Annotated in this window: 17 protein-coding genes and 1 other annotated feature; of the genes, 13 read left to right on the top strand and 4 right to left on the bottom strand. The window is 40.6% G+C overall.

What is annotated here, in order from left to right; translation table 11 throughout:
* Positions 1-46 precede the first annotated feature (46 nt).
* Both CES82_RS06250 and CES82_RS06245 read right to left on the bottom strand, forming a co-directional pair.
* On the bottom strand, positions 47-685 hold the full coding sequence (locus tag CES82_RS06250) for a hypothetical protein (protein ID WP_143466294.1): 639 nt from the start codon (positions 683-685) through the stop codon (positions 47-49).
* 61 nt (positions 686-746) lie between these two features.
* A complete protein-coding gene (locus CES82_RS06245; protein WP_098824565.1) occupies positions 747-1,775 on the bottom strand; it encodes a hypothetical protein in 1,029 nt (342 codons plus the stop codon).
* Positions 1,776-2,085: 310 nt separating this feature from the next.
* On the opposite strand from CES82_RS06245, the gene CES82_RS06240 reads away from it, so the two are divergent.
* Complete coding sequence (locus CES82_RS06240; RefSeq protein ID WP_180245683.1) at positions 2,086-3,159, top strand: helix-turn-helix transcriptional regulator; 1,074 nt, start codon at positions 2,086-2,088, stop codon at positions 3,157-3,159.
* A gap of 148 nt (positions 3,160-3,307) precedes the next feature.
* Here CES82_RS06240 and CES82_RS06235 read toward each other — a convergent pair whose 3' ends face one another.
* Positions 3,308-4,312 (bottom strand): hypothetical protein, encoded by a 1,005-nt coding sequence (locus tag CES82_RS06235; protein ID WP_098824562.1) that lies wholly within the window; start codon positions 4,310-4,312, stop codon positions 3,308-3,310.
* A gap of 420 nt (positions 4,313-4,732) precedes the next feature.
* On the opposite strand from CES82_RS06235, the gene CES82_RS06230 reads away from it, so the two are divergent.
* The 10 genes from CES82_RS06230 (at position 4,733) to CES82_RS06185 (ending at position 15,457) form a co-directional block, all read left to right on the top strand.
* Complete coding sequence (locus CES82_RS06230) at positions 4,733-5,428, top strand: hypothetical protein (protein WP_098824560.1); 696 nt, start codon at positions 4,733-4,735, stop codon at positions 5,426-5,428.
* Between the two features lie 153 nt (positions 5,429-5,581).
* Positions 5,582-6,427 (top strand): hypothetical protein, encoded by an 846-nt coding sequence (locus CES82_RS06225; protein ID WP_098824558.1) that lies wholly within the window; start codon positions 5,582-5,584, stop codon positions 6,425-6,427.
* A 257-nt stretch (positions 6,428-6,684) separates the two neighbouring features.
* Positions 6,685-6,932, top strand: a binding site (T-box leader).
* 50 nt (positions 6,933-6,982) lie between these two features.
* The gene (locus tag CES82_RS06220; RefSeq protein WP_225364854.1) at positions 6,983-8,335 is read left to right on the top strand and encodes a M20/M25/M40 family metallo-hydrolase; all 1,353 of its coding nucleotides are present in this window, start codon (positions 6,983-6,985) and stop codon (positions 8,333-8,335) included.
* Between the two features lie 459 nt (positions 8,336-8,794).
* The gene (locus CES82_RS06215) at positions 8,795-9,877 is read left to right on the top strand and encodes a methionine ABC transporter ATP-binding protein (protein WP_098824554.1); all 1,083 of its coding nucleotides are present in this window, start codon (positions 8,795-8,797) and stop codon (positions 9,875-9,877) included.
* On the top strand, positions 9,877-10,575 hold the full coding sequence (locus CES82_RS06210) for a methionine ABC transporter permease (RefSeq protein ID WP_098824553.1): 699 nt from the start codon (positions 9,877-9,879) through the stop codon (positions 10,573-10,575). The genes CES82_RS06215 and CES82_RS06210 overlap by 1 nt, the downstream gene beginning before the upstream one ends.
* Before the next feature lie 21 nt (positions 10,576-10,596).
* Positions 10,597-11,754: an ArgE/DapE family deacylase gene (locus tag CES82_RS06205; protein ID WP_098824551.1), complete on the top strand. Its 1,158-nt coding sequence runs from the start codon at positions 10,597-10,599 to the stop codon at positions 11,752-11,754.
* A 30-nt stretch (positions 11,755-11,784) separates the two neighbouring features.
* Positions 11,785-12,633: a MetQ/NlpA family ABC transporter substrate-binding protein gene (locus tag CES82_RS06200; RefSeq protein WP_098824549.1), complete on the top strand. Its 849-nt coding sequence runs from the start codon at positions 11,785-11,787 to the stop codon at positions 12,631-12,633.
* A 133-nt stretch (positions 12,634-12,766) separates the two neighbouring features.
* A complete protein-coding gene (locus CES82_RS06195; RefSeq protein ID WP_180245682.1) occupies positions 12,767-14,065 on the top strand; it encodes a CapA family protein in 1,299 nt (432 codons plus the stop codon).
* A 116-nt stretch (positions 14,066-14,181) separates the two neighbouring features.
* Positions 14,182-14,601 carry a MarR family winged helix-turn-helix transcriptional regulator gene (locus CES82_RS06190; RefSeq protein WP_098824546.1) on the top strand — a complete coding sequence of 140 codons (420 nt, stop codon included), beginning with the start codon at positions 14,182-14,184 and terminating at the stop codon, positions 14,599-14,601.
* On the top strand, positions 14,594-15,457 hold the full coding sequence (locus CES82_RS06185) for an SDR family oxidoreductase (protein ID WP_098824823.1): 864 nt from the start codon (positions 14,594-14,596) through the stop codon (positions 15,455-15,457). Before CES82_RS06190 ends, CES82_RS06185 begins: the two co-directional genes overlap by 8 nt.
* A gap of 61 nt (positions 15,458-15,518) precedes the next feature.
* Here the strand turns inward: CES82_RS06185 and CES82_RS06180 are convergent, their stop codons facing one another.
* Positions 15,519-16,244 carry an SDR family NAD(P)-dependent oxidoreductase gene (locus tag CES82_RS06180; protein WP_098824544.1) on the bottom strand — a complete coding sequence of 242 codons (726 nt, stop codon included), beginning with the start codon at positions 16,242-16,244 and terminating at the stop codon, positions 15,519-15,521.
* A 361-nt stretch (positions 16,245-16,605) separates the two neighbouring features.
* On the opposite strand from CES82_RS06180, the gene CES82_RS06175 reads away from it, so the two are divergent.
* Positions 16,606-17,994: an amino acid permease gene (locus CES82_RS06175; RefSeq protein WP_098824543.1), complete on the top strand. Its 1,389-nt coding sequence runs from the start codon at positions 16,606-16,608 to the stop codon at positions 17,992-17,994.
* A gap of 189 nt (positions 17,995-18,183) precedes the next feature.
* Complete coding sequence (locus tag CES82_RS06170) at positions 18,184-19,386, top strand: aminotransferase-like domain-containing protein (protein WP_098824541.1); 1,203 nt, start codon at positions 18,184-18,186, stop codon at positions 19,384-19,386.
* Positions 19,387-19,445 lie beyond the last annotated feature (59 nt).

Genomic DNA, 19,445 nt, shown 5'->3' with positions numbered 1-19,445 from the left:
TGAATTGCTTTTTTGCTATATTTGGGAGACTTAGTTACCAAAGAAATTAATACCAAACTTTTAATCTTTTCTCGCCAATGTTTAAACAATGATCGTCAATGTGGTATCGAAAACGTCCATAATCTCCTAGAAGACTATCAGTAGTGAAAACATCAGCTTCAGTGATTTCGTCCAGAGAAATGAGTGTAAATAGTACGCGAGAAATTTTTCTTGGAAAAACATCAATTTTATTAATAATGACTAAATTAACGGTGTCCGAAATTGATTCCAAATAATGACGGACTTTATCTTCAGACCGGCAGAGGGATTTGTCTCGAATCTTCAAACTGACCGTTTCGCTCAGTGTGTTACCGCTCTCGGGTTCATCATACCATGGGATGTCGATGGGAGCACGACCATGTCCCTGATTAGTAATGATGTAATGCAACCCCTGCTTAGAATCAAGTAAAGTGGTTGCGACTGAGTAAAGCGGTACCTCTGTCAACGATAAGGCTGTTAGAATCAACTGTGCTGAATCGTCCGTGTAAGTAATTTGATTAAAAAGGAATTGAAATGGTTCTTCCACCGGCTGTAACAATTTGTAGAAGTCACCATGCGTTGACAAGTCAGACGCGTCATCAATGGTGACGTTAAAAACGACATAGTTTAAATCAGCATGGTCGCAAAATTCAGAATCTTTCATCATTAAGCACCTCGTTTGGATGGGCAAAAGGGCCGGCATAAATTGGCAGGGTGACGATTAAAACCTATTTTTTCCAGGCCTGAATCATTTCAGGGACGTGAGTTAACGTCATTGTTAACTCCTGAGTATCATCAGCATAGATAACGATTGCTGAAATAGATTGACTGGGGATACGGTAGGCTTGGTATCGTTGAAGTGCTAGAACTGGCATCCCGTTGATTGTTTGATCATAAGCACAACGAAGGGTCGTTAACGGAATATCGTCAGGATAGAAATCATCATCAAACACATATTCGTCATCAGATTCATATCGCGAGTCATTCAGAAAAGATTCATATTGCAATCCATTCAGATCAATTGTCAGCTTTTGAGGGATAGTATCGTAATGGTGAGACTGAAGAAATTTAAAAATAAAGGATTGAAACTGAGTAAAGTCGCGGTAGAACCAACATAGAAAATCATCCATATCATCACTTTCATTGTTCAAATCGGTCAGTTGATGTTTTGTAGCCGTACGGATTAAGTTTAAACATTTCTCCTGGTTAAGATCATCGATCCAAAAGGGAATTGAAGCATCACTATCATCTACAAGGGGGTCTTGCGGATCATCCAGGTTCAGTTCAGTGGATTTAATCGGTGAGGTACGAACATAAGGAAATAAACTGTCAAGGCCACTATCGAGAATCATTAAATCAAACGGGAGATCGGGTTCGGAAGGGTTTAATCTATCAGGAATGAATTGTTCTAGAGGCGTGAAGTTATTTTCAAAAGTGTTACAAGTTTCGTTAATTTGAGTAGCGATAGTTGAGTCGAATGGATGGTTTGCATTAGTGATTTCCTGAGTTTGACGAACTGGGATGGCAAGAAAGCCTAATTCAAAAGTTCGGAGTGGCTTCGAAACGATATTTTTGTCGCGCCAAAAAATAGTGAAACTGGCATCAACCAGTGTTCGGTCATCACCGGTACCGAGGATAAATTCAGGTTGAAACATAACAGCTAAATGGTCGGAGATTTTTTTAAGGCGCCGATTTAATTCAATTGCGCCACTTAGTGTGACAGCTTTGGTATATCTAGTTTCTTCATACGGATACATAGACAAACACGCTCCCTTTTGTTAGATCTGGTACTTTCTTATTCGATGTGTACAGTATATCGAATCTGAACGACACGAAATGTCGTTTTTAAAAAGTTCTTTAACTAAAAATAATTTTCAACGGAACATGATTATCTATTAGAAAAACGACATAAGATGACGTGATAATTTGATATATTTTGATTGTAAGTTGTTGAAGTATGTAACTATAAAACAATTGAATTAGACCGTAACTAATGGTAATTTTAGTTCAGAATAATAATCCTCATACTACTTATTTAAGGAACATTCTTGAAGGGAAGTTATGCAAGTGGATAAACGAGACGATAGTATTCAAAATGACGACAACTCAGAGTGGCATTCTAAAGTTAAAGAGCGAATTGCAGGGGAAATGCTGTGGTTATTTCAGAAAAATTATTTCACTTTAAGTGACATCGTTGATTACTTTCATGAGGATCCAAAATCAGTTCAAAGGACAGTGCAACGAGATTTGAGGGCGATAAGAAATTCGATGGATTCTCTGCCAGATGCGGGTTACTATACGGTGAATTATGACAAGGCTATCCCGGGGTATCACTTGTTCTATAAATTGGATGACCCTGACTTTCAAAAAGATCAAGAAATTGATAGCCTCCATGTTGATGAAGCCTTGGCAATCATGAAGATTCTGATTGGGACCCGAGCGCTTGAAAAAGGCAGTGTGAATACAATCGAAAAGCATTTAAAATATAATTTAACCCCTAAACAGCAAGCTTTTCTAACACAAGAAACCACAGAAACTTTAAGTAAGTACTATCCAGTTAAAACTGTCCCAGATTTAATTGATCGGGTAAGAATTTTCACAGACTGGATAGAGCAAAAAGCGACGATTAAATTCACTTATCAAAGCAGCGTTCCCAATTCTAGTACAACCAAAAAGCGGCGTGGTGTACCGTTAAGCTTGTATTTTTCAGAGTATTATTTCTACGTTTTGTTATATGATGATGAACATGAACAGAGCCGGATTTATCGGCTAGATCGTTTCATCACCTTCCGCAAAACGAATAGCGGTAAGGTGACAGTTCCCCGGATCAAAAAATTGGATGTTGGTGAGCTACGGAAAAAGACGTATCTTCTATCTGGCGGCGGCGATACCACGTTGGAATTTTGGTACCGTGGTTTCCCGCAAACAGCATTGGATCGGTTTCCTGAAAGCAGTGTTAAAAAAACCCGTACTTTAGAGGACGGCTCCCAGGAAGTATTCATTAAATGCCGAAACGTGGCTAAACAGGGCGCTAAACTTTGGCTGATGAGTCAGGGATCCTTGGTATCGGGCGTGAAACCTGAATACTTGAGAGGTGAAGTACGTGAGGAGATTCAGAAAATGATGGCGAATTATGAATGACGACATGACTTTTTAATTCAGCCTACTTAGAGTCACCAATTGAAATAAATGAATCAACAAAAAAGTCTAAGATTAATTCTGCTGTGGATGGGTTACTCCATCGATGTCAGAATTGATCTCAGACTTTTTGAATTTTAGTTAATGAAAGTTAGTTAGGAAAAGTGGCTTGTTTTTCGTCGTTAAGACTAGGCCACAGTTCCTGTTCGGTTTTATCCATGAGACGTTTTACGCTTCGAAAAGCTGAATAATGATCAAAAGTTGTTAAATTATCAATTAACTGGATAACATACTTTAGAATTTGTGGATCAGTATTTAATTCGTTTTGGTGTGTTTCAATATCACTCTTCATGGATTGTAGAATTTCGCTTGTTTTTCCACCAAATACAATCAGTTGTCTTGGCTGAATCATTGTACACTCCGCAATAAATAAGTTCAAACTTAGCAGATAAGTTTGCTTATTTTTAATTCCTAATGTATTTGTCTCGGTAACCGCAGCCGCATCAGTTCTGTTTTTAAAATCTGGCAGGTTTTCTAGATAGTATTTGCCGAGACTTTCAGGGTCAGAAAATTGGAGTAATGACTTCGACTTGCCCAAGTTAAATTGATTTACAACTTTGGTTGAATCACTTTCAACAGTGTTTTTTAATGCATCCGTGATGTAGCAGTTTTTGAAGCGGTCTTGATTTATCTCTAAGTATAATTTATACGTATTTGCAATTCGTTTAGTATCGTGAAACATTTGCCAATCGTGTTCCTGTGGTTCATTATCTTCGCTGTTTCTTTCTGCACAATTAAGGGCTACGAACATAAATTCATTATTGACTAGCTTCTCAGAATCAAAAAAGTTAGGGTAGTTTTCGGTCACTTGACTGTGTTTTGAATTCGGGTGCTTAAAAGGAAAAGGGAAAGCGACATCAGTATTTGCGTAATGTGTTTTTTCATTTGGCTCAAATGCTTTAGAAGATTTAATGTCTCCATTAGGTCCCAAAGTTAGTGGTGTTACATCTGACAAATCTGGAAAGTCACGCTTAATCTGTTCATTACTGGGTAAGTCATGCACACAGGTCGTGAACGAGCTTATTTGCGACATATCCACATCATATTGACTACTTAATTCATCGAGTTCCTGTTTTACTTGTTTTCTAGTTTTCATATGAGTCACTCCTTAAATTAGTAACCTTCCAAGAAAGCTTCATCTTAACTTCCACGTTTAGAGTTACAAAGCAGAATCAGAACGTAAGGCTTGCAGAGTTGTTCTTTTAGAGCTTTTAGCTTGGGTGGATGGTCTGATTAATATATTGAACAAACATAGTATACGGTGTCCCGACGACATGGTATGTCGCTAAACTGACAGAAAATAAAATAATTAGCGACATTCAGTCGATAGAAAGCGGTTACTATAATGTGTTTATTATATCGCAAAGCAAAACTAATTTACATATAAGAAAAAATAATAAAAATAACCAATTTAGCGACAGGTGGTGACGCTTGCCAATGTTAAGGTATGTCCACGATGACACGAAACATCAAGGCAGTGTCGTTGATTTTACTCACAATTAATGGAGGGATTTCTATGAAAAAAGGACTAATGTTAATTGGGTTATTATGTGTCACGTTTTTAACGGCTTGCGGAAGTAACAGTGCAAAAACTCATGGTCACAAAACGGCGGACGCAGTTGTGCCAATCAAACAGTTAACCACCAAAACTAATCAAGGATATCCGGTAATATCTGGAGTCAAGAATTCAGTGCGGCTAAAGCCTGGCAAAATTGATAGCCAAGCTAAAATTGATAAGTACCTGAAAAATCGCTTGTTTCTGGAAATGGATGGTTCTAAGTCAGCAATCAAAGAGGCAATGGCTGATGATGATGTTTACGATTCTTTAGTCACTCAGGGAATTCTATTCGATTCCAAAAATAAAGAACACACTTTTGTTGATATAGCTGATGAATTGGAAGATGGTGATAAGACCCTCACTTACAATTACTATCCCAATTCAATTAGTCCAAGTCGTGTTGAGTTGAAGTGGAATCAGCAAACTAAAACTATTATGAAAATTGAACACGGTGATGATACTGATGATAGTGTTGCCACTTCGTATAAGGGGAAAATTTTACCGGATGGCACTATTAATATGTATTTAGTCGGCACGTATAACGGTTACAAGGGCAACAATCCGCTGAGCGTTTCCATCTTAAAACTGGACAATGACTATCGGTATGTGGCATTAAATAGCCAAAAGTATCACTATAAATTTTTGAATGAATAAGGTAGCTATATTTTCTAGACTGGACACATGATCTAGATACAAAATAATTTTGGAATAAATTTGAAGTTAAATTTAAAACGACACCTGGTGACATTGGGCGATGATAAAGTAGGCCTGCATTACGAAATTATTTCTTTATTGGGAGGAATTTGAATGTTAAAAAAGGTCGGTAAATCAGCAATTATGGTTATGGTAGGAACATCGCTATTGGGAGGTATATTTGTTGAAGCACCTAATGCACTGAGTACTACACAGGCGCAAGCGGCAGCTAAGATCCCCAACTCAACCTATGTACGTGATCTAAGTGGCATTAAAGCGGCTTTGGGAAAGGCCAGCTCTGACGTCCAAGCAGGGGTTGCAAGCTCACTGCCAAGTGCGAAGGAATATTGTTATGCCTATACATCTTGGAATTGGCCAAGCTTTCATGATTATTTAGACAATCTTGCGAGTTCGATTGAAGGCCATACCAATACAAAAGCAACTGCTCGTGCCAACTATGACTGCATGGTTGCAACCTATAACATCTTTAAAAACCGGTTATCATCGGGCGCTCAAAGCCAACTGGAAGCATTGGCGAATAACCTGAATCAAGAAATTAACGCCACCAACGGTTCTTCGGACTTCTATGATATTGCTGATCAAGAAGAAGGGTACGTGCACGCTTTGGAAGCCGCTGTACTTGATTATGGCGGTAACTATGATGGTGTCGCAGGACCCAAATCTTCCGCTAAGCACAGTTATATTTCTAAATTATCCGTGAAGAAAACCGGTTCAAAAAAATACGTGAAAGTGACTGGTACGGCAAAATTGTATAAATTTGCTAACTATGCTCACATCCACACCTATAAAGGATATCGTTATGTGAAGTTGAGTAGTAAGCACACTTTCAGCAAAACAATTTATGCACCAAAAGCTAAAACGATTACCGTCAATGCCGGTTATTATTCACACGGGCATTATAAGGCGGTTACTTCTACCAAAACTGCTCACGTTAAGTAGACCAATCTGTTTATTGATTAAAGTTGAAGCAGAATAAATGAATTGAGGCGCCGTGTTACCATTTTTAAAATGGCAGTACGGCGCCTAATCATCTGTTTAATTATTGAGATTATTTGTAGCTGGACAAAAAGTGACTGCCAAAGCCAAATCTTAACTAATGCAAACGCTAAGGGATGAACTTAAGTAACTTGTTTTAGGAAAAATGAGTTGACAGTTCGATTTCAAAAGCGTTATTATCAATGGCAATCACATGAGAATATAAAAAGTTGATCAAGATGAGTAGAACGTTGCGTCTTAAAAGAGAGCTGGCGGTTGGTGAAAGCTGGTAAGGTAACACGTTTGAAGATGGTCTTGAATTTAAACTAGCAGTGAGGCTTAGCTAAGCTGTCTACGGGTTTGCGTGCGTTATTCATGCAAGGTTACAGCAAATTTTGCTCTAACTTATTGAGCCACTTTTTGTGAGAAAAGTGGAAATTAAGGTGGTAACGCGGCAGTCGTCCTTAGGTTCTAAGTTTAGAATCTAAGGACTTTTTTATTTGGAAGAGGAGTGGTTTGATGTCAGAGAAAAATATTGAAACTTATCGGCAAAAGTTGGCCCAGTATATTAAGTTAAGTTCAGTGTCGGCTAAATATCAGAATATTCCTGAAACGGCTGATTTCTTGAAGCAAACCTTTGAAGAACTTGGTAGCAAAGTTCAGGTGTTTACGGATGAAAAATTTCCATTAGTATTTGCTGATTTTCCGGTTCCTGATGAAAAGCCAGGTGCGCCAACCATCTTATTTTATAATCACTATGATGTTCAGCCAGCTGAGCCATATGATTTATGGCATACTGATCCCTGGACGCTGACTGAAAAAGACGGTAAGTTATTTGGTCGTGGTGTAGCTGACTGTAAAGGTGATTTGTTTGCACGATTGACAGCTTTAAAGGACTACCTAGATGAAAATGGGCAACCGCCTGTACACATCAAGTTTTTGGTTGAAGGTGCCGAGGAAATTGCCAGCCAAGGAATTCATAGTTACTTTGAAAAGTATGCTGACTTGTTTAAAACTGATTTGATTATTTGGGAATCCGGCAAAAAGAACGAGATTGGCCAGCTGGTAATTACCGGTGGCAACAAGGGGATTAGCTGTTTTGAACTATCGACCCATTCCGCAAGCATTGATCTGCATTCTTCTAACGCTGCGGTAGTTGATGGTGCTCTCTGGCATCTAATTGCTGGTATTGCTAGCCTGCATAAAGACGGTAAAATTGCCGTTGAAGGGTTCTACGATGGTGTTGAGGAGCCTTCAGAACGTGCTAAACAGTTAGCGCACAAGATGTACTATTCACCCACAAAAATCAAGGAAGAAGATCACCTCGAGTACCCCTTCATTCAAGGTGACGATGAAAATGCCATTAAAGAAGCACTGTTATTTGCCCCTAGCTTAAATATTGAAGGTGTCAGTGGCGGTTATGAAGGCGAAAGCGTTAAAACAGTGTTACCAAAACAGGGTGTTGCTAAGTTTGATGCCCGACTGGTTCCGGGTCAAGATCCAGTTGATATCGCTAACAAAATTCAAAAACAGCTTGAGAAAAACGGTTTTGGTGATGTTCACGTGAAGTTTACCATGGGCGTTACACCTTACCGGTCAGACATGGACGCACCACTGATTAAGCAATTAATTACAACCGCCGAATCAGTTTATGGCGGTGAAGATAAAGTTGAAGTGTTGCCGACTTCGGCTGGAACAGGGCCATCATATGATTTTAATCATTTTTTGGACGCGCCAATCGCAGCCTTTGGGGTTGGCAATGCACAGTCTGGACCACATGCGCCAAATGAAAATGTTGTGATTAAAGACTACGAGACAGGAATCAAATTGCTGGAACAATTCTTTAGTAACCTTCACGAAAAAGAGTTATAGCATCTTGACAAACAAATTATACATGATTAAAATGTTCTCATAAGGTAACCGGATAAATTAAAACATAATTAGTAAAAAATAGATGTTTACTAATTTAATGTTGTTATCCACCTAAGTAAATAGAATAATCGATAAGAAGAAGAGTAACCTAAAAAACATGCACAGAAAACTCGGTTGATGAAAAAGAGTCTTGTTTATGTGGTGAAGATGAGCTTCTGAAGGATAGTGAAGAGTGCAAGCTCTTCATTCGGTAGGACCCGTTAACGTTCCAAGCATTATTGTGCTGTTGAGGTAAATCATGTGAGTGATTTATAAACATGGGTGGTAACACGAAGTTTTCGTCCCTAGGTCATATAAGTATGACTTAGGGACGAAAACTTTTTTTAGTTTCTGTAGAAAGAAAAACGGTTATATTAATTAAACAGATATGTGAGTAAAAAACTGAAACGAGGGTTATAAATGGCAAAGCAATTAATCAACTTAGAGAATATCAACGTTTCGTTTGATCAAGCAGGTAACACGGTTCAAGCTGTGAAGGACGCTTCTTTACAGGTTGAACAGGGTGAGATCTACGGCGTTGTTGGCTACTCTGGTGCTGGTAAATCAACATTAGTGCGAGTCATCAACTTACTTCAGTTACCAACTAGTGGCAAAGTCGAAATTAATGGCGAAGTTCTTTTTGAAAAGAAGGATGGCGTTACTAAGCAGATTGGAACCAAAGAATTACGAGAAAAGCGTCGGAATATTGGGATGATTTTTCAACATTTTAATTTACTGGAAGAAAAAACGGTGATTAGAAACGTTGAGTTCGCCCTGAAACATAGCAAGAAAAAAGAGAAGGAAGTTACGGCACAAGCGCTTAAGTTGTTAAAACTAGTCGGGTTAGAGGACCGTAAAGACTTTTATCCGGCTCAGTTATCCGGTGGTCAGCAGCAACGGGTTGCCATTGCGCGGGCACTAGCTAATGATCCTGATATTCTAATTTCAGATGAAGCAACTTCAGCGTTGGATCCCAAGAGTACAACGCAGATCCTGGATTTATTGAAACGGCTGAACAAAGAATTGGGCCTGACAATTGTTTTAATTACCCACCAGATGGAAGCTGTGAAACAAGTTGCTGATAAAATTGCGGTGATGAGTTCCGGTGAGATTATTGAACGCGGTGAATTAGTTGATGTCTTCACTCATCCCCAAAAAGAATTAACCAAAGAATTGATTGGTACTCAGGGTGAACTTAAAAAGGCCATCCATCTTCTGGATAAAGATGCCATCCAACGTTTGAATCACGAAGAATGGGAGTTAGCTCATTTAACTTACACTGGTACCAATGTGGTTGACCCCATTGCCGCAAAGCTCTACAAAGACTTTGATGTAGAAGTCAGCATCATCTTTGGTAACGTTGATGAACTTCGGGGGACTCCCGTTGGTACGTTATTCGTTACTTTGAAAGGTGCCAAGGATAACCGTGAAAAGGCGATTGCCTATCTAAAGAAGGCAGGGGTCGATGTTGAAGAATACAGTTCTAGGGAGGTGATTGCATAATGTCAGAATTCGCACACTTAATGCCTAACGTTGTTCATCTAGGCTGGCTGGGACAAAACGGCTGGTTGACTTCGATCGGACAAACGTTATATATGACTTTCTGGGCAGCCTTGTTTGGCGGTGTTATTGGTTTGATTTTCGGTGTTGGACTAGTGATTTTTGATAAGGGCGGGATTGCTGAAAACCGCGTGTTATTCAATATCTTTGATAAGATCGTGTCGATTGTTCGTGCCATTCCATTCATTATTTTACTTGCATTCATTGCACCCGTTACCCAAGCAATTGTTGGCACACAGATTGGTCCGACTGCCGCGTTAGTTCCCCTGTCATTGTGCGTAATCCCATTTTATGCACGTCAGGTTCAAGCAGCTATTTCCAGTGTTGATAAGGGGAAAATTGAAGCGGCTCAGTCCTTAGGGGCAACCGTTCCGGATTTAATCTTTGACGTTTATTTAAGGGAAGCAAGTTCTGAATTGATTCGAGTCACGACAGTTACACTCATTAGTTTGATTGGTATGACTGCTATGGCCGGTGCCATTGGAGCTGGTGGACTTGGGAATACTGCCATTGCTTATGGATATAACCAATTTTCAAACGACATTACGTTGGTTGCTACACTGCTAGTTCTAATACTAGTGGTATTTGTCCAACTCACTGGTGATGTTTTAGCTAAAGCTACGAGTCACAGTCATAGATAACTAATAGAAGAGGGTAATAGGTTGAGTACAGAAGAAGATAACGAACGAATTAAGCTATTACAGGATTTCATCAAGATTCAAACGCCGAATGGCAATGAAGTAGAAGTTGCTAAGTACATTGGCAAGTTATTTGATGAAAATGGCATTTCATATAAGATTGATGAATTTGGTGATAAAAGAGCTAATCTAGTTGCTGAAATTGGGGAGAAAAAGGTCGACGATGTCTTAGTCTTGACTGGGCATCAAGATACCGTTACAGTTCCCAATGCAGATGCTTGGCATCATGATCCATTTGGTGCCGAAATCGTTGGCGATAAGCTATATGGACGTGGTGCTGCTGATATGAAGAGCGGTTTAGCTGCTCAAGTACGAACGTTCATTGAGTTGGTTAAAGAAGGCTACAAAGTTCCGGGGACACTCCGGTTCATTGCTACCGCAGGTGAAGAGTTTGGGACACCTGGTGCTAACCGTTTGAATGATCAGGGGATTTCAAAGGATGTTAATGCCATGGTTGTTGGTGAAGCTAGCGATGGTAACGTGGTTTATGCACACTGTGGTAGTTTTAACTACGAAATCCAGAGTAAGGGGAAATCCACTCATAGCTCAACGCCAGAACTGGGCATCAACGCTCTAGATGGGCTGAATGAGTATAGCAACCGCGAAAAGCATATCTTTGACGATGCACCGGTTGATGAATATTTGGGTAAGTTAGTTCACAGCATTACGCTGATTAAAGGCGGTGATCAGGTCAATATTATTCCTGAATACGGAGAATTATTTGGTAATATCCGGCCGACATTAGCTTTTGACAATCAGCACGTTATTGATGCCATCCAAAAGACGGTGGACGATATCAACGCGACAACGGATTACGAACTAACCTTTAAGGTCATCCATAGTTGGCACCCAGTTGAAACGTCACCTGAAAAGCACCTAGTTCAAGTTGCTAAGCAGGCAGCAGAAAAGAACTATCAAGGTAGAGACATTCAGCTGATTACTTACAAAGGGGCTACGGATGCCAGCGTGTTCACCAAAGGTAATCCCAATATTGACGTTATCGTTTTAGGACCAGATAACGCTAGTGTGGTTCATCAAACTGATGAATTTACAACTGTTAGCAGCTATCTAGATACCATCAAGACTTATAAAGATGTGGTTAAAGGCTATTTTGAAAAATAATAAAATTTGTTACTCAGAGGAGAGAATGTTATGAAGAAATCTACTAAATGGATCGTTGGTATTATTGTTGTTGTGGTCATTGTGATTGCTGGGTTCTTTAGTTTTGGTGGCAGCTTAAGCGGTAAGCAAAAAGCGCAAACTGTTACAGTTGGCCGAGTTGCACCATCTAAGGGTGACGAAGCAGTCTGGAGTACCGTTGCTAAGCAGGCAAAGGATAAGTACAACATTACGATCAAGTACAAGGACTTTACTGATTATGTACAACCAAATAAGGCTGTTCAAAACGGTGAAATTGACCTTAACTCCTTCCAAACTAAACAATATTTGGATGTTTGGAATGCAGCCCACAAGGATAGTACCTTAACTTCAATTGGTTACTCAATCACCGCACCACTGCGTCTGTACTCACACAAAGTCACCAACGTTAAGGATCTCAAAAAGGGTGCTACGATTGTTATCGATAACGATGCCGCTAACCAGGGTCGTTCACTGAAATTGTTGCAAAGTGCTGGTTTAATTAAATTGAACAACAGCGTTACGACACCAACACCAAGTGATATTACATCTAACCCTAAGCACTTTAAGATTACGCCAATCGATGCTAACCAAACTGCCCGTCAACTTGATGATGTCGATGCAGCAATCGTTAATGGTGGTTTCGCTATGGCCGATCACGTTAACATCAAGTATTCAATCTTCAAAGAACCTTTGAACAAGACAAATAAGCAGTACTTCAACGTGATCGTTGCTACTAAGAAGAACCAGAACAAGCAAGCTTATAAAGATGTTATTAAAGCATATCAAACTAAGGCTGTTAAGAACCAAATCAAGAAGAGTTATGGTGAACTTGAACAACCAGCTTGGGATATCAAATTCTAATGAGACGCGTAGAATTGACGTTTGATAGTAAATGATATGTCGAAATAACGGCTTAAGCAGTCTGATTACCAGTCAAAATCTGACTGATAATCAGACTGCTTTTAGTTTATCAATGATACGGGAGGATATGCAGATGAAGACGAAATTTGCAGCAGTAGGTGATGCCATTATTCAGCGTCATATGCCTAGCGGTGGTTACCCAGGTTTTAAAGCCGTTCAGTCGATTATTCAAGATGCGGATGCCAGTATTTTTAATCTGGAAACGACGGTCCACAAGTATGAATCATATGGTTCGCAGTATAGTGGTGGCGGGTATTTTTGCTCAGATCCGTCGATTTTGAAAGACCTGAAAGAATTTGGCTTTAGTGCCACCACTTTTGCTAATAACCATACGATGGACTATTCGTATGGCGGGTTAACTAAAACATTAGACTACGTGAATGCAGCCGGAATTCCTTTAGCTGGTGCTGGCAGGAACATGCAGGAGGCTGCTCAGCCGGCTTATTATGATTCACCAAATGGTCGGATCGGCGTGATTGGGGTCACCAGTTCGTTTAATCCTGCAGCCATTGCTGGTGACGCCTCCGCCTATTTACCTGGCAGACCGGGATTAAATCCGTTACGTTATCACGCCACTTATTTTGTTACACCCGATCAAGGCAATGCGCTAGCCAAGATTATTGACGCGACGCATGCAGATGATAATAATCGGTTGTTGCGCAAAGCGGGGTTTCAGCCAAAAGTGCCGGATAACACGATTGCGTTGGGAGACTATCGCTTTAAAATTGCTGCTCAGCCAGGACACATTACTGAAGTGGACGAAAAGGATATGAATAGAATTCAACGCTCAATCGAAGAAGCTAAGGATCAGGCTGATTTTGCGGTGGTGTCAATTCATTGTCACGAAATGAAGGTTGAGGATCGTGAATCAATTCCGGATTTTCTGGAACAGTTTGCCCGAGCCTGTATTGATTGCGGTGCAGATGCCGTTGTGGGGCATGGACCGCACACGATTCGAGCGGTTGAAATATACCGGGATCGCCCCATTTTCTATTCTTTAGGCGATTTTATTCTTAATATCCAAAGTATGAATAAAGCACCTGCTGATTATTTTGAGATGTATGACTTACCAACCGACTCAACGATTAAAGAACTCTTTAACGCTCAGTGGGCGGGCTACACTCGTGGGATGCAAGTTGACCCCAAGCTTTATCAGGCATTTATCCCAGATTGGACGATTGAGAACGGTAAGCTGACAAGTGTTGAAATACGGCCAGTTGAATTAGGCTATGACTACTCACTTTCTGATGGTCGAAAGGGATGGCCCACGATTTCGAATAAGGGGGATATTTTACAGCGCTTAGCAAAACTGTCCGAACCATATGGGACACATTTTCAAATAAATGGGGATAAAGCTTCAATTGAATTATAGGAACTAAATTGTGCGACTAGTCTGGCAGAGGACCAAGATTAGTCGCACAATTTTGACTTTAATAACCCAACTCGATATAGTTAGTATACTAACTATATTTAAAAGGAAGAAACACTATGAATAATTTCGGTTATCTTATCATGGATGTAGCCAAAGAACTTCGCTATCAGCTCAACGTTGCCTTAGAAAAAGAGGGTATCACCAGTGCACAGTGGGCTGTGATTGCTCAACTGAAGCTGTCAAAGGATCCGTTAACTTCAGCTCAAGTTGCGGGGATTGTCGGAATGGATCGAGCGACCGTCTCGGGAATCGTCAAACGTTTGGCAGCCAAAGAGCTGGTTGCTGTCCAAGCTTCCAGTCAAGATCGACGGGCACGTGTTCTCACGTTAACGGCTAAAGGCGAAGAAACCTTTAAACGCTGCGAGCAAATTGCTAACGCACAAATGTCAGAGTTTGCCATTCCACTGGAGCAACAGGAACAAGCAACCTTAGTGAGTTTGCTGATTAAATTGGAAGAAGGTCATCATGTTGGATAAGATACTCGTTTTGGGCAGTACTGGGAATATTGGCTGGCCGGTGGTTGAACAACTGGCAGCAATCGATGATGTGAAGGTCGTTGCTGGTATTTATCATGCTGAATCGGTGCAAATGAAACAATTGGGTGTGGAAACCCGGCACTTTGATTTTTTGGATGCTGACACCTTTGACCCAGCACTCAAGGGAATCAATAAAGTTTTCTTCGTTCGCCCACCGGAACTGGCGAAACCTGAACAAGATATGAAGCCTTTTTTAACTGCGGTGCAAAGCCACGGCATTGACCAAGTGGTGTTTGTTTCATTGATTGGTGTGGAGAAGAATCCCATGGTACCGCACCGTAAGATTGAACGGATGATTACTGAGATGGGGTTACCTCATACTTTTATTCGACCAAGTTTTTTCATGCAAAATCTTACTAGCACTCATCTGCAAGATATTCAGCAAAATCACGATTTATTTGTGCCGGCGGGGCGTTCTAAAACCAGTTTTATTGACACCAGAGACATCGCTGCCGTTGCAGTAGCGGTTCTACGCGATCCCAAATATCTTGGTGAAGCATTGGAAATAACGGGCCCTGCCGCAATCACTTACAAGCAGGCAGCAGAAATTATGACCACTGAACTAGGGGTGCCGATTACGTACAGTAAACCTAGCCTACTAAAATTCCGTCGTACCATGATTCAACGGGGAATTAAAAAAGAATTCGTCAACGTGATGGTGATGCTCTACATTATCACCCAACTTGGCAATGCCAAAACGGTTAATCATACGATTGAGACGGTTTTGCACCGGCCAGCCACTACGTTTGCGGAATTTGTGCGAGATAATAAACGATTATTTCTAAATCGAGAGTAAATTAATAGAACCGTGATTATCTACCTGTTATGGCTAAATAATCACGGTTCTATTTGGTTGTTCACCTGGTAAATCTAACGGAAGAAAGAATTTTTTGATCGAAGTTAACAATGTCACCATTGTGGCCTTTACCATCAAAAATAATGGCCATAATTAATTGACCAGCTTCATCAACGGTCTTCATGAAGGGACCTTCACGGTGATTATTGATGTCGGTGGTGACACCGCCTGGGAAAATACCATAGATTTCAACGGAATCTTGGTTCTTGTAGAAATCAATGGCTAGTGACTGAATCAAGGCGTTAAGTGCGACCTTCGAAACGCGGTAGGCAGCTGGATTGTAAAAGGCTGTTGCGAAAGAGGGACCCGAGATATTGACGATTTGACTCTGATGATTTTTTAAAACTGGCGCTAATTGCTGAATTACTTGTAAAGTACCCAGTACGTTAACGTTCCAAGTTGCTTGATATTCAGCCACGGTGGTTGCTAAAGCAGGCTTTTCCATGTCACCGGCAATGCCCGCGTTGTTAACCAGTAGGTCTAAATCAGGATGTTTTTCTGCGATGTAGCTAGCTGACTTTTTGATGGTGTCCGTGTCATTTAAATCAAGTAAAACGTAATCAATTTGATTTTCGTCAACACCATTTTCCACTAAAGTTTGTTTAGTTTCAGCAGCGTGTGCTTCACTTCTCACGCCAAGAATCACAAAGAGTCCTTTTTGGGCTAAACGTTTCGTAATTTCCAGGCCGATACCACGATTGGCGCCAGTAATGAGTGCTTTTTTCATTGTCTAGTTCTCCTTAGAAGGTTAGTAATAGGTAAGTTTTAAGTCATTATACAGCCGGTGTAACGAAAAACAATCCTATTTAAGAGACATACGGATTGGGGTGTCTCATAGTCTGAAAACATTGATATAACAGCGCTTTCATTTGAACGAATACATAAGTTTGCTTTGTTTGAACATCAGTTGGTGCTAATATATTAAAGGGTAAATGATGCTTGTAGAAACCTGCTCATTTCAGTTGTGTTCAGTTTTCAAGCGGATATTGACAGTATTCAATTTCGGGCGTAGTGTTCCGGTGCTAACCGGCATTGCGCCCGATTTAAATGCGTTGATAATTTTATAATGTTGGAGAGGCAATGATTTAATGAAACGAAAAGTTAAAGCGTCACCTGCGTTACGTCGTTCGATGACGGCGGGACAAATGGAAATGATCTCCCTGGGTGGCGCCATTGGTGTGGGTCTTTTCATGGGTTCCACTTCCACCATTAAGTGGACCGGACCCTCAGTTTTATTGGCGTATATGTTTGTTGGTTTGATTTTGTACATTGTCATGCGGGCACTGGGTGAAATGATTTACATCAATCCGGGAACCGGTTCCTTTGCGGATTACGCTACGGAATACGTTCATCCTTTAGCCGGATATTTGGCAAAATGGGCCAACGTGTTTGAATATATTGTGGTAGGAATGTCCGAAGTGGTGGCTGCAACCCAGTATTTGCAGTACTGGTGGCCGCACATTAATACCTTTACCGTTGGGGTGGTCATCATTGGTTTCTTAGTCATCGCTAACCTTGCTAGCGCTAAAGCTTATGGTTCGCTGGAATTCTGGTTTGCCATGATCAAGGTGATTACGATTATCCTGATGATCATTCTTGGCTTTTTGGTGATTTTCTTTGGTTTTGGTAATGGTGGGCATCCGGTTGGCTTTAGTAATCTCTGGTCCCATGGCGGGTTCTTCACTGGTGGTGTTAAAGGGTTCTTTTTCTCCATGTCAATCATCGTGGGATCATACGAGGGTATCGAATTGCTGGGAATCACGGCTGGTGAAGTTGCTGATCCGCAAAAAGCAATCGTTAAATCAGTGAAGTCGGTGCTGTTGCGAATTTTAATTTTTTACGTGGGAGCGATTTTTGTAATTGTCACCATTTATCCTTGGAACCGTCTGAGTGCAATCGGGTCACCGTTTGTCTCGACTTTTGCTAAGGTTGGGATTACTGCTGCGGCTTCCGTGATCAACTTCGTGGTGCTGACAGCTGCTTTATCTAGCGCCAACTCGGGAATCTATTCTTCTAGCCGGATGCTGTTTAAGCTGGCACACGAAAATGATGCACCGAAAATCTTTGGTCATTTATCAAAACGAGTCGTTCCCAGTGCTTCGATTTTAGGCATTTCAGGTGGGATTCTATTAGGTTTTATTCTTGATATTGTCTTTTCCGCCTATAATAAATCGACTTCAAACCTGTTCGTGGTGGTCTTCAGTTCATCAGTCTTACCAGGTATGATTCCGTGGTTCGTTATCTTATTAGCTGAACTGCGTTTCCGGAAAAATAATGCCATAGCGATGAAGGATCATCCGTTCAAGTTACCCCTATATCCATTTTCAGATTACTTTGCCATCGTGATGCTGTTAATCATCGTTGGGTTTATGTTCGTTAACCCAGATACCAGAATCTCCGTAATTGTTGGTGCGGCGGTTTTGGTTGTTGCAACGTTGTTCTATTTGGTACGTCACCGCAAAGGGCGATTAGATTAGTTTCAAGAGAGCGATGCATTCAAATGTGCATCGCTTTTTTTATTTGAGGAAAATCAAAAAATAGTGGTATTATTATTAATTTCCTAATCATAATCTAATTTTATGTGCTATAATACTAACTAAATCGCTGTATGTGCAGGGATTAACATAATGTATTTTAGTAAACTTACATATAGAGGAGTGTTTTATATGGACTACAAATTTTCGAGTCGCGTACCTAAGACTGATAATGATCCCGTTGGTGAAATTTTAAAGGCAGCTGCAAACCCCGCAGTAACGTCATTTGCTGGTGGCTTACCTGCACCGGAATTATTCCCAGTTAAGGAAGTTAAAGCTGCTGCTGATAAAGTCTTAGACGAAAAGGGTCCAGCTGCATTACAATATGGCTCCGCACAAGGTGTTCCTGAATTACGCAATGTTATTTTAAAGCGGTTGGAAGTTGAAGGTATTCATACCACTGCGGACCACGTTATGATTGCCACTGGTTCACAACAATCGATTGATTTAACTGGTAAGATGTTCCTCGATGAAGGCAGTACCGTTATCGTTGAAGACCCAACTTATTTAACTGCCGTTGACGTTTTCCGTTCATACGGTGCTAACTTTGTTGGCGTTGATATGGATGAAGATGGCATGAAGATGGATTCTTTGGAAGAAGCTTTGAAGAACAATCCAGATGCTCGTTTGATCTACACCGTACCTACTTTCCAAAACCCAACTGGCCGAACGATGACCTTGGAACGCCGAAAGAAGTTAGTTGAATTAGCTGATAAATATGACGTTATGGTTCTTGAAGATAACCCATACGGTGCTATTCGCTGGGAAGGTGAAAACTTACCTTCATTGAAGTCACTCGATAAGACTGGTCATGTGATTTACATGGGCACCATGTCGAAGATTTTCTCACCTGGTCTGCGGATTGGCTGGGTAGTGGCAGAACCAAAGCTGCTTAAAAAGTACACCATGATGAAGCAGTCTGCTGATTTGCATACTGACAGTTTCTCACAATATGTATGTGCACAGTACTTTACCGACAATGATATCAACGATCACATCAAAGCTATCAGTGCACTCTATCATAAGCGTGAACAAATCATGGTTGACGCTATTGATAAGTACTTCCCTAAGGGTGTTTCACACAGTAATCCTGAAGGTGGTATGTTCTTATGGGTTACAGTACCAGGCGTTAAGAGTTCACAAAAGTTATTTGATGTCGCACTGAAACGTAACGTTGCCGTGGTTCCTGGTGATCCATTCTTTGGTAACGAACCAGTTCCAGGAACATTTAGAATGAACTACTCCAACACACCTGAAGACGGTATCGTGGATGGTGTTAAGAAGTTAGCTGAAGCACTTGATGAAGTGATGTCTGCTGAACCAGCTACTAAGTAATTAAAAATCGTTTAAATGAATTTTGAATCCCGTTATGATTTCAACACCTTACAGTGCTG

This window comes from Secundilactobacillus silagincola, assembly GCF_002583405.1.
Lineage (GTDB): Bacteria > Bacillota > Bacilli > Lactobacillales > Lactobacillaceae > Secundilactobacillus > Secundilactobacillus silagincola.
Note: the sequence above shows the minus strand (reverse complement) of the source record. Positions and strands in the feature narration are given on the sequence as shown.

Bases quoted from the DNA above. Each gene is read 5' to 3' on its own strand.
- CES82_RS06250 (WP_143466294.1), bottom strand. From the start codon at position 685: ATGATGAAAGATTCTGAATTTTGCGACCATGCTGATTTAAACTATGTC.
- CES82_RS06245 (WP_098824565.1), bottom strand. From the start codon at position 1,775: ATGTATCCGTATGAAGAAACTAGATATACCAAAGCTGTCACACTAAGT.
- CES82_RS06235 (WP_098824562.1), bottom strand. From the start codon at position 4,312: ATGAAAACTAGAAAACAAGTAAAACAGGAACTCGATGAATTAAGTAGT.
- CES82_RS06230 (WP_098824560.1), top strand. From the start codon at position 4,733: ATGAAAAAAGGACTAATGTTAATTGGGTTATTATGTGTCACGTTTTTA.
- CES82_RS06225 (WP_098824558.1), top strand. From the start codon at position 5,582: ATGTTAAAAAAGGTCGGTAAATCAGCAATTATGGTTATGGTAGGAACA.
- CES82_RS06220 (WP_225364854.1), top strand. From the start codon at position 6,983: ATGTCAGAGAAAAATATTGAAACTTATCGGCAAAAGTTGGCCCAGTAT.
- CES82_RS06215 (WP_098824554.1), top strand. From the start codon at position 8,795: ATGGCAAAGCAATTAATCAACTTAGAGAATATCAACGTTTCGTTTGAT.
- CES82_RS06210 (WP_098824553.1), top strand. From the start codon at position 9,877: ATGTCAGAATTCGCACACTTAATGCCTAACGTTGTTCATCTAGGCTGG.
- CES82_RS06200 (WP_098824549.1), top strand. From the start codon at position 11,785: ATGAAGAAATCTACTAAATGGATCGTTGGTATTATTGTTGTTGTGGTC.
- CES82_RS06195 (WP_180245682.1), top strand. From the start codon at position 12,767: ATGAAGACGAAATTTGCAGCAGTAGGTGATGCCATTATTCAGCGTCAT.
- CES82_RS06190 (WP_098824546.1), top strand. From the start codon at position 14,182: ATGAATAATTTCGGTTATCTTATCATGGATGTAGCCAAAGAACTTCGC.
- CES82_RS06180 (WP_098824544.1), bottom strand. From the start codon at position 16,244: ATGAAAAAAGCACTCATTACTGGCGCCAATCGTGGTATCGGCCTGGAA.
- CES82_RS06175 (WP_098824543.1), top strand. From the start codon at position 16,606: ATGAAACGAAAAGTTAAAGCGTCACCTGCGTTACGTCGTTCGATGACG.
- CES82_RS06170 (WP_098824541.1), top strand. From the start codon at position 18,184: ATGGACTACAAATTTTCGAGTCGCGTACCTAAGACTGATAATGATCCC.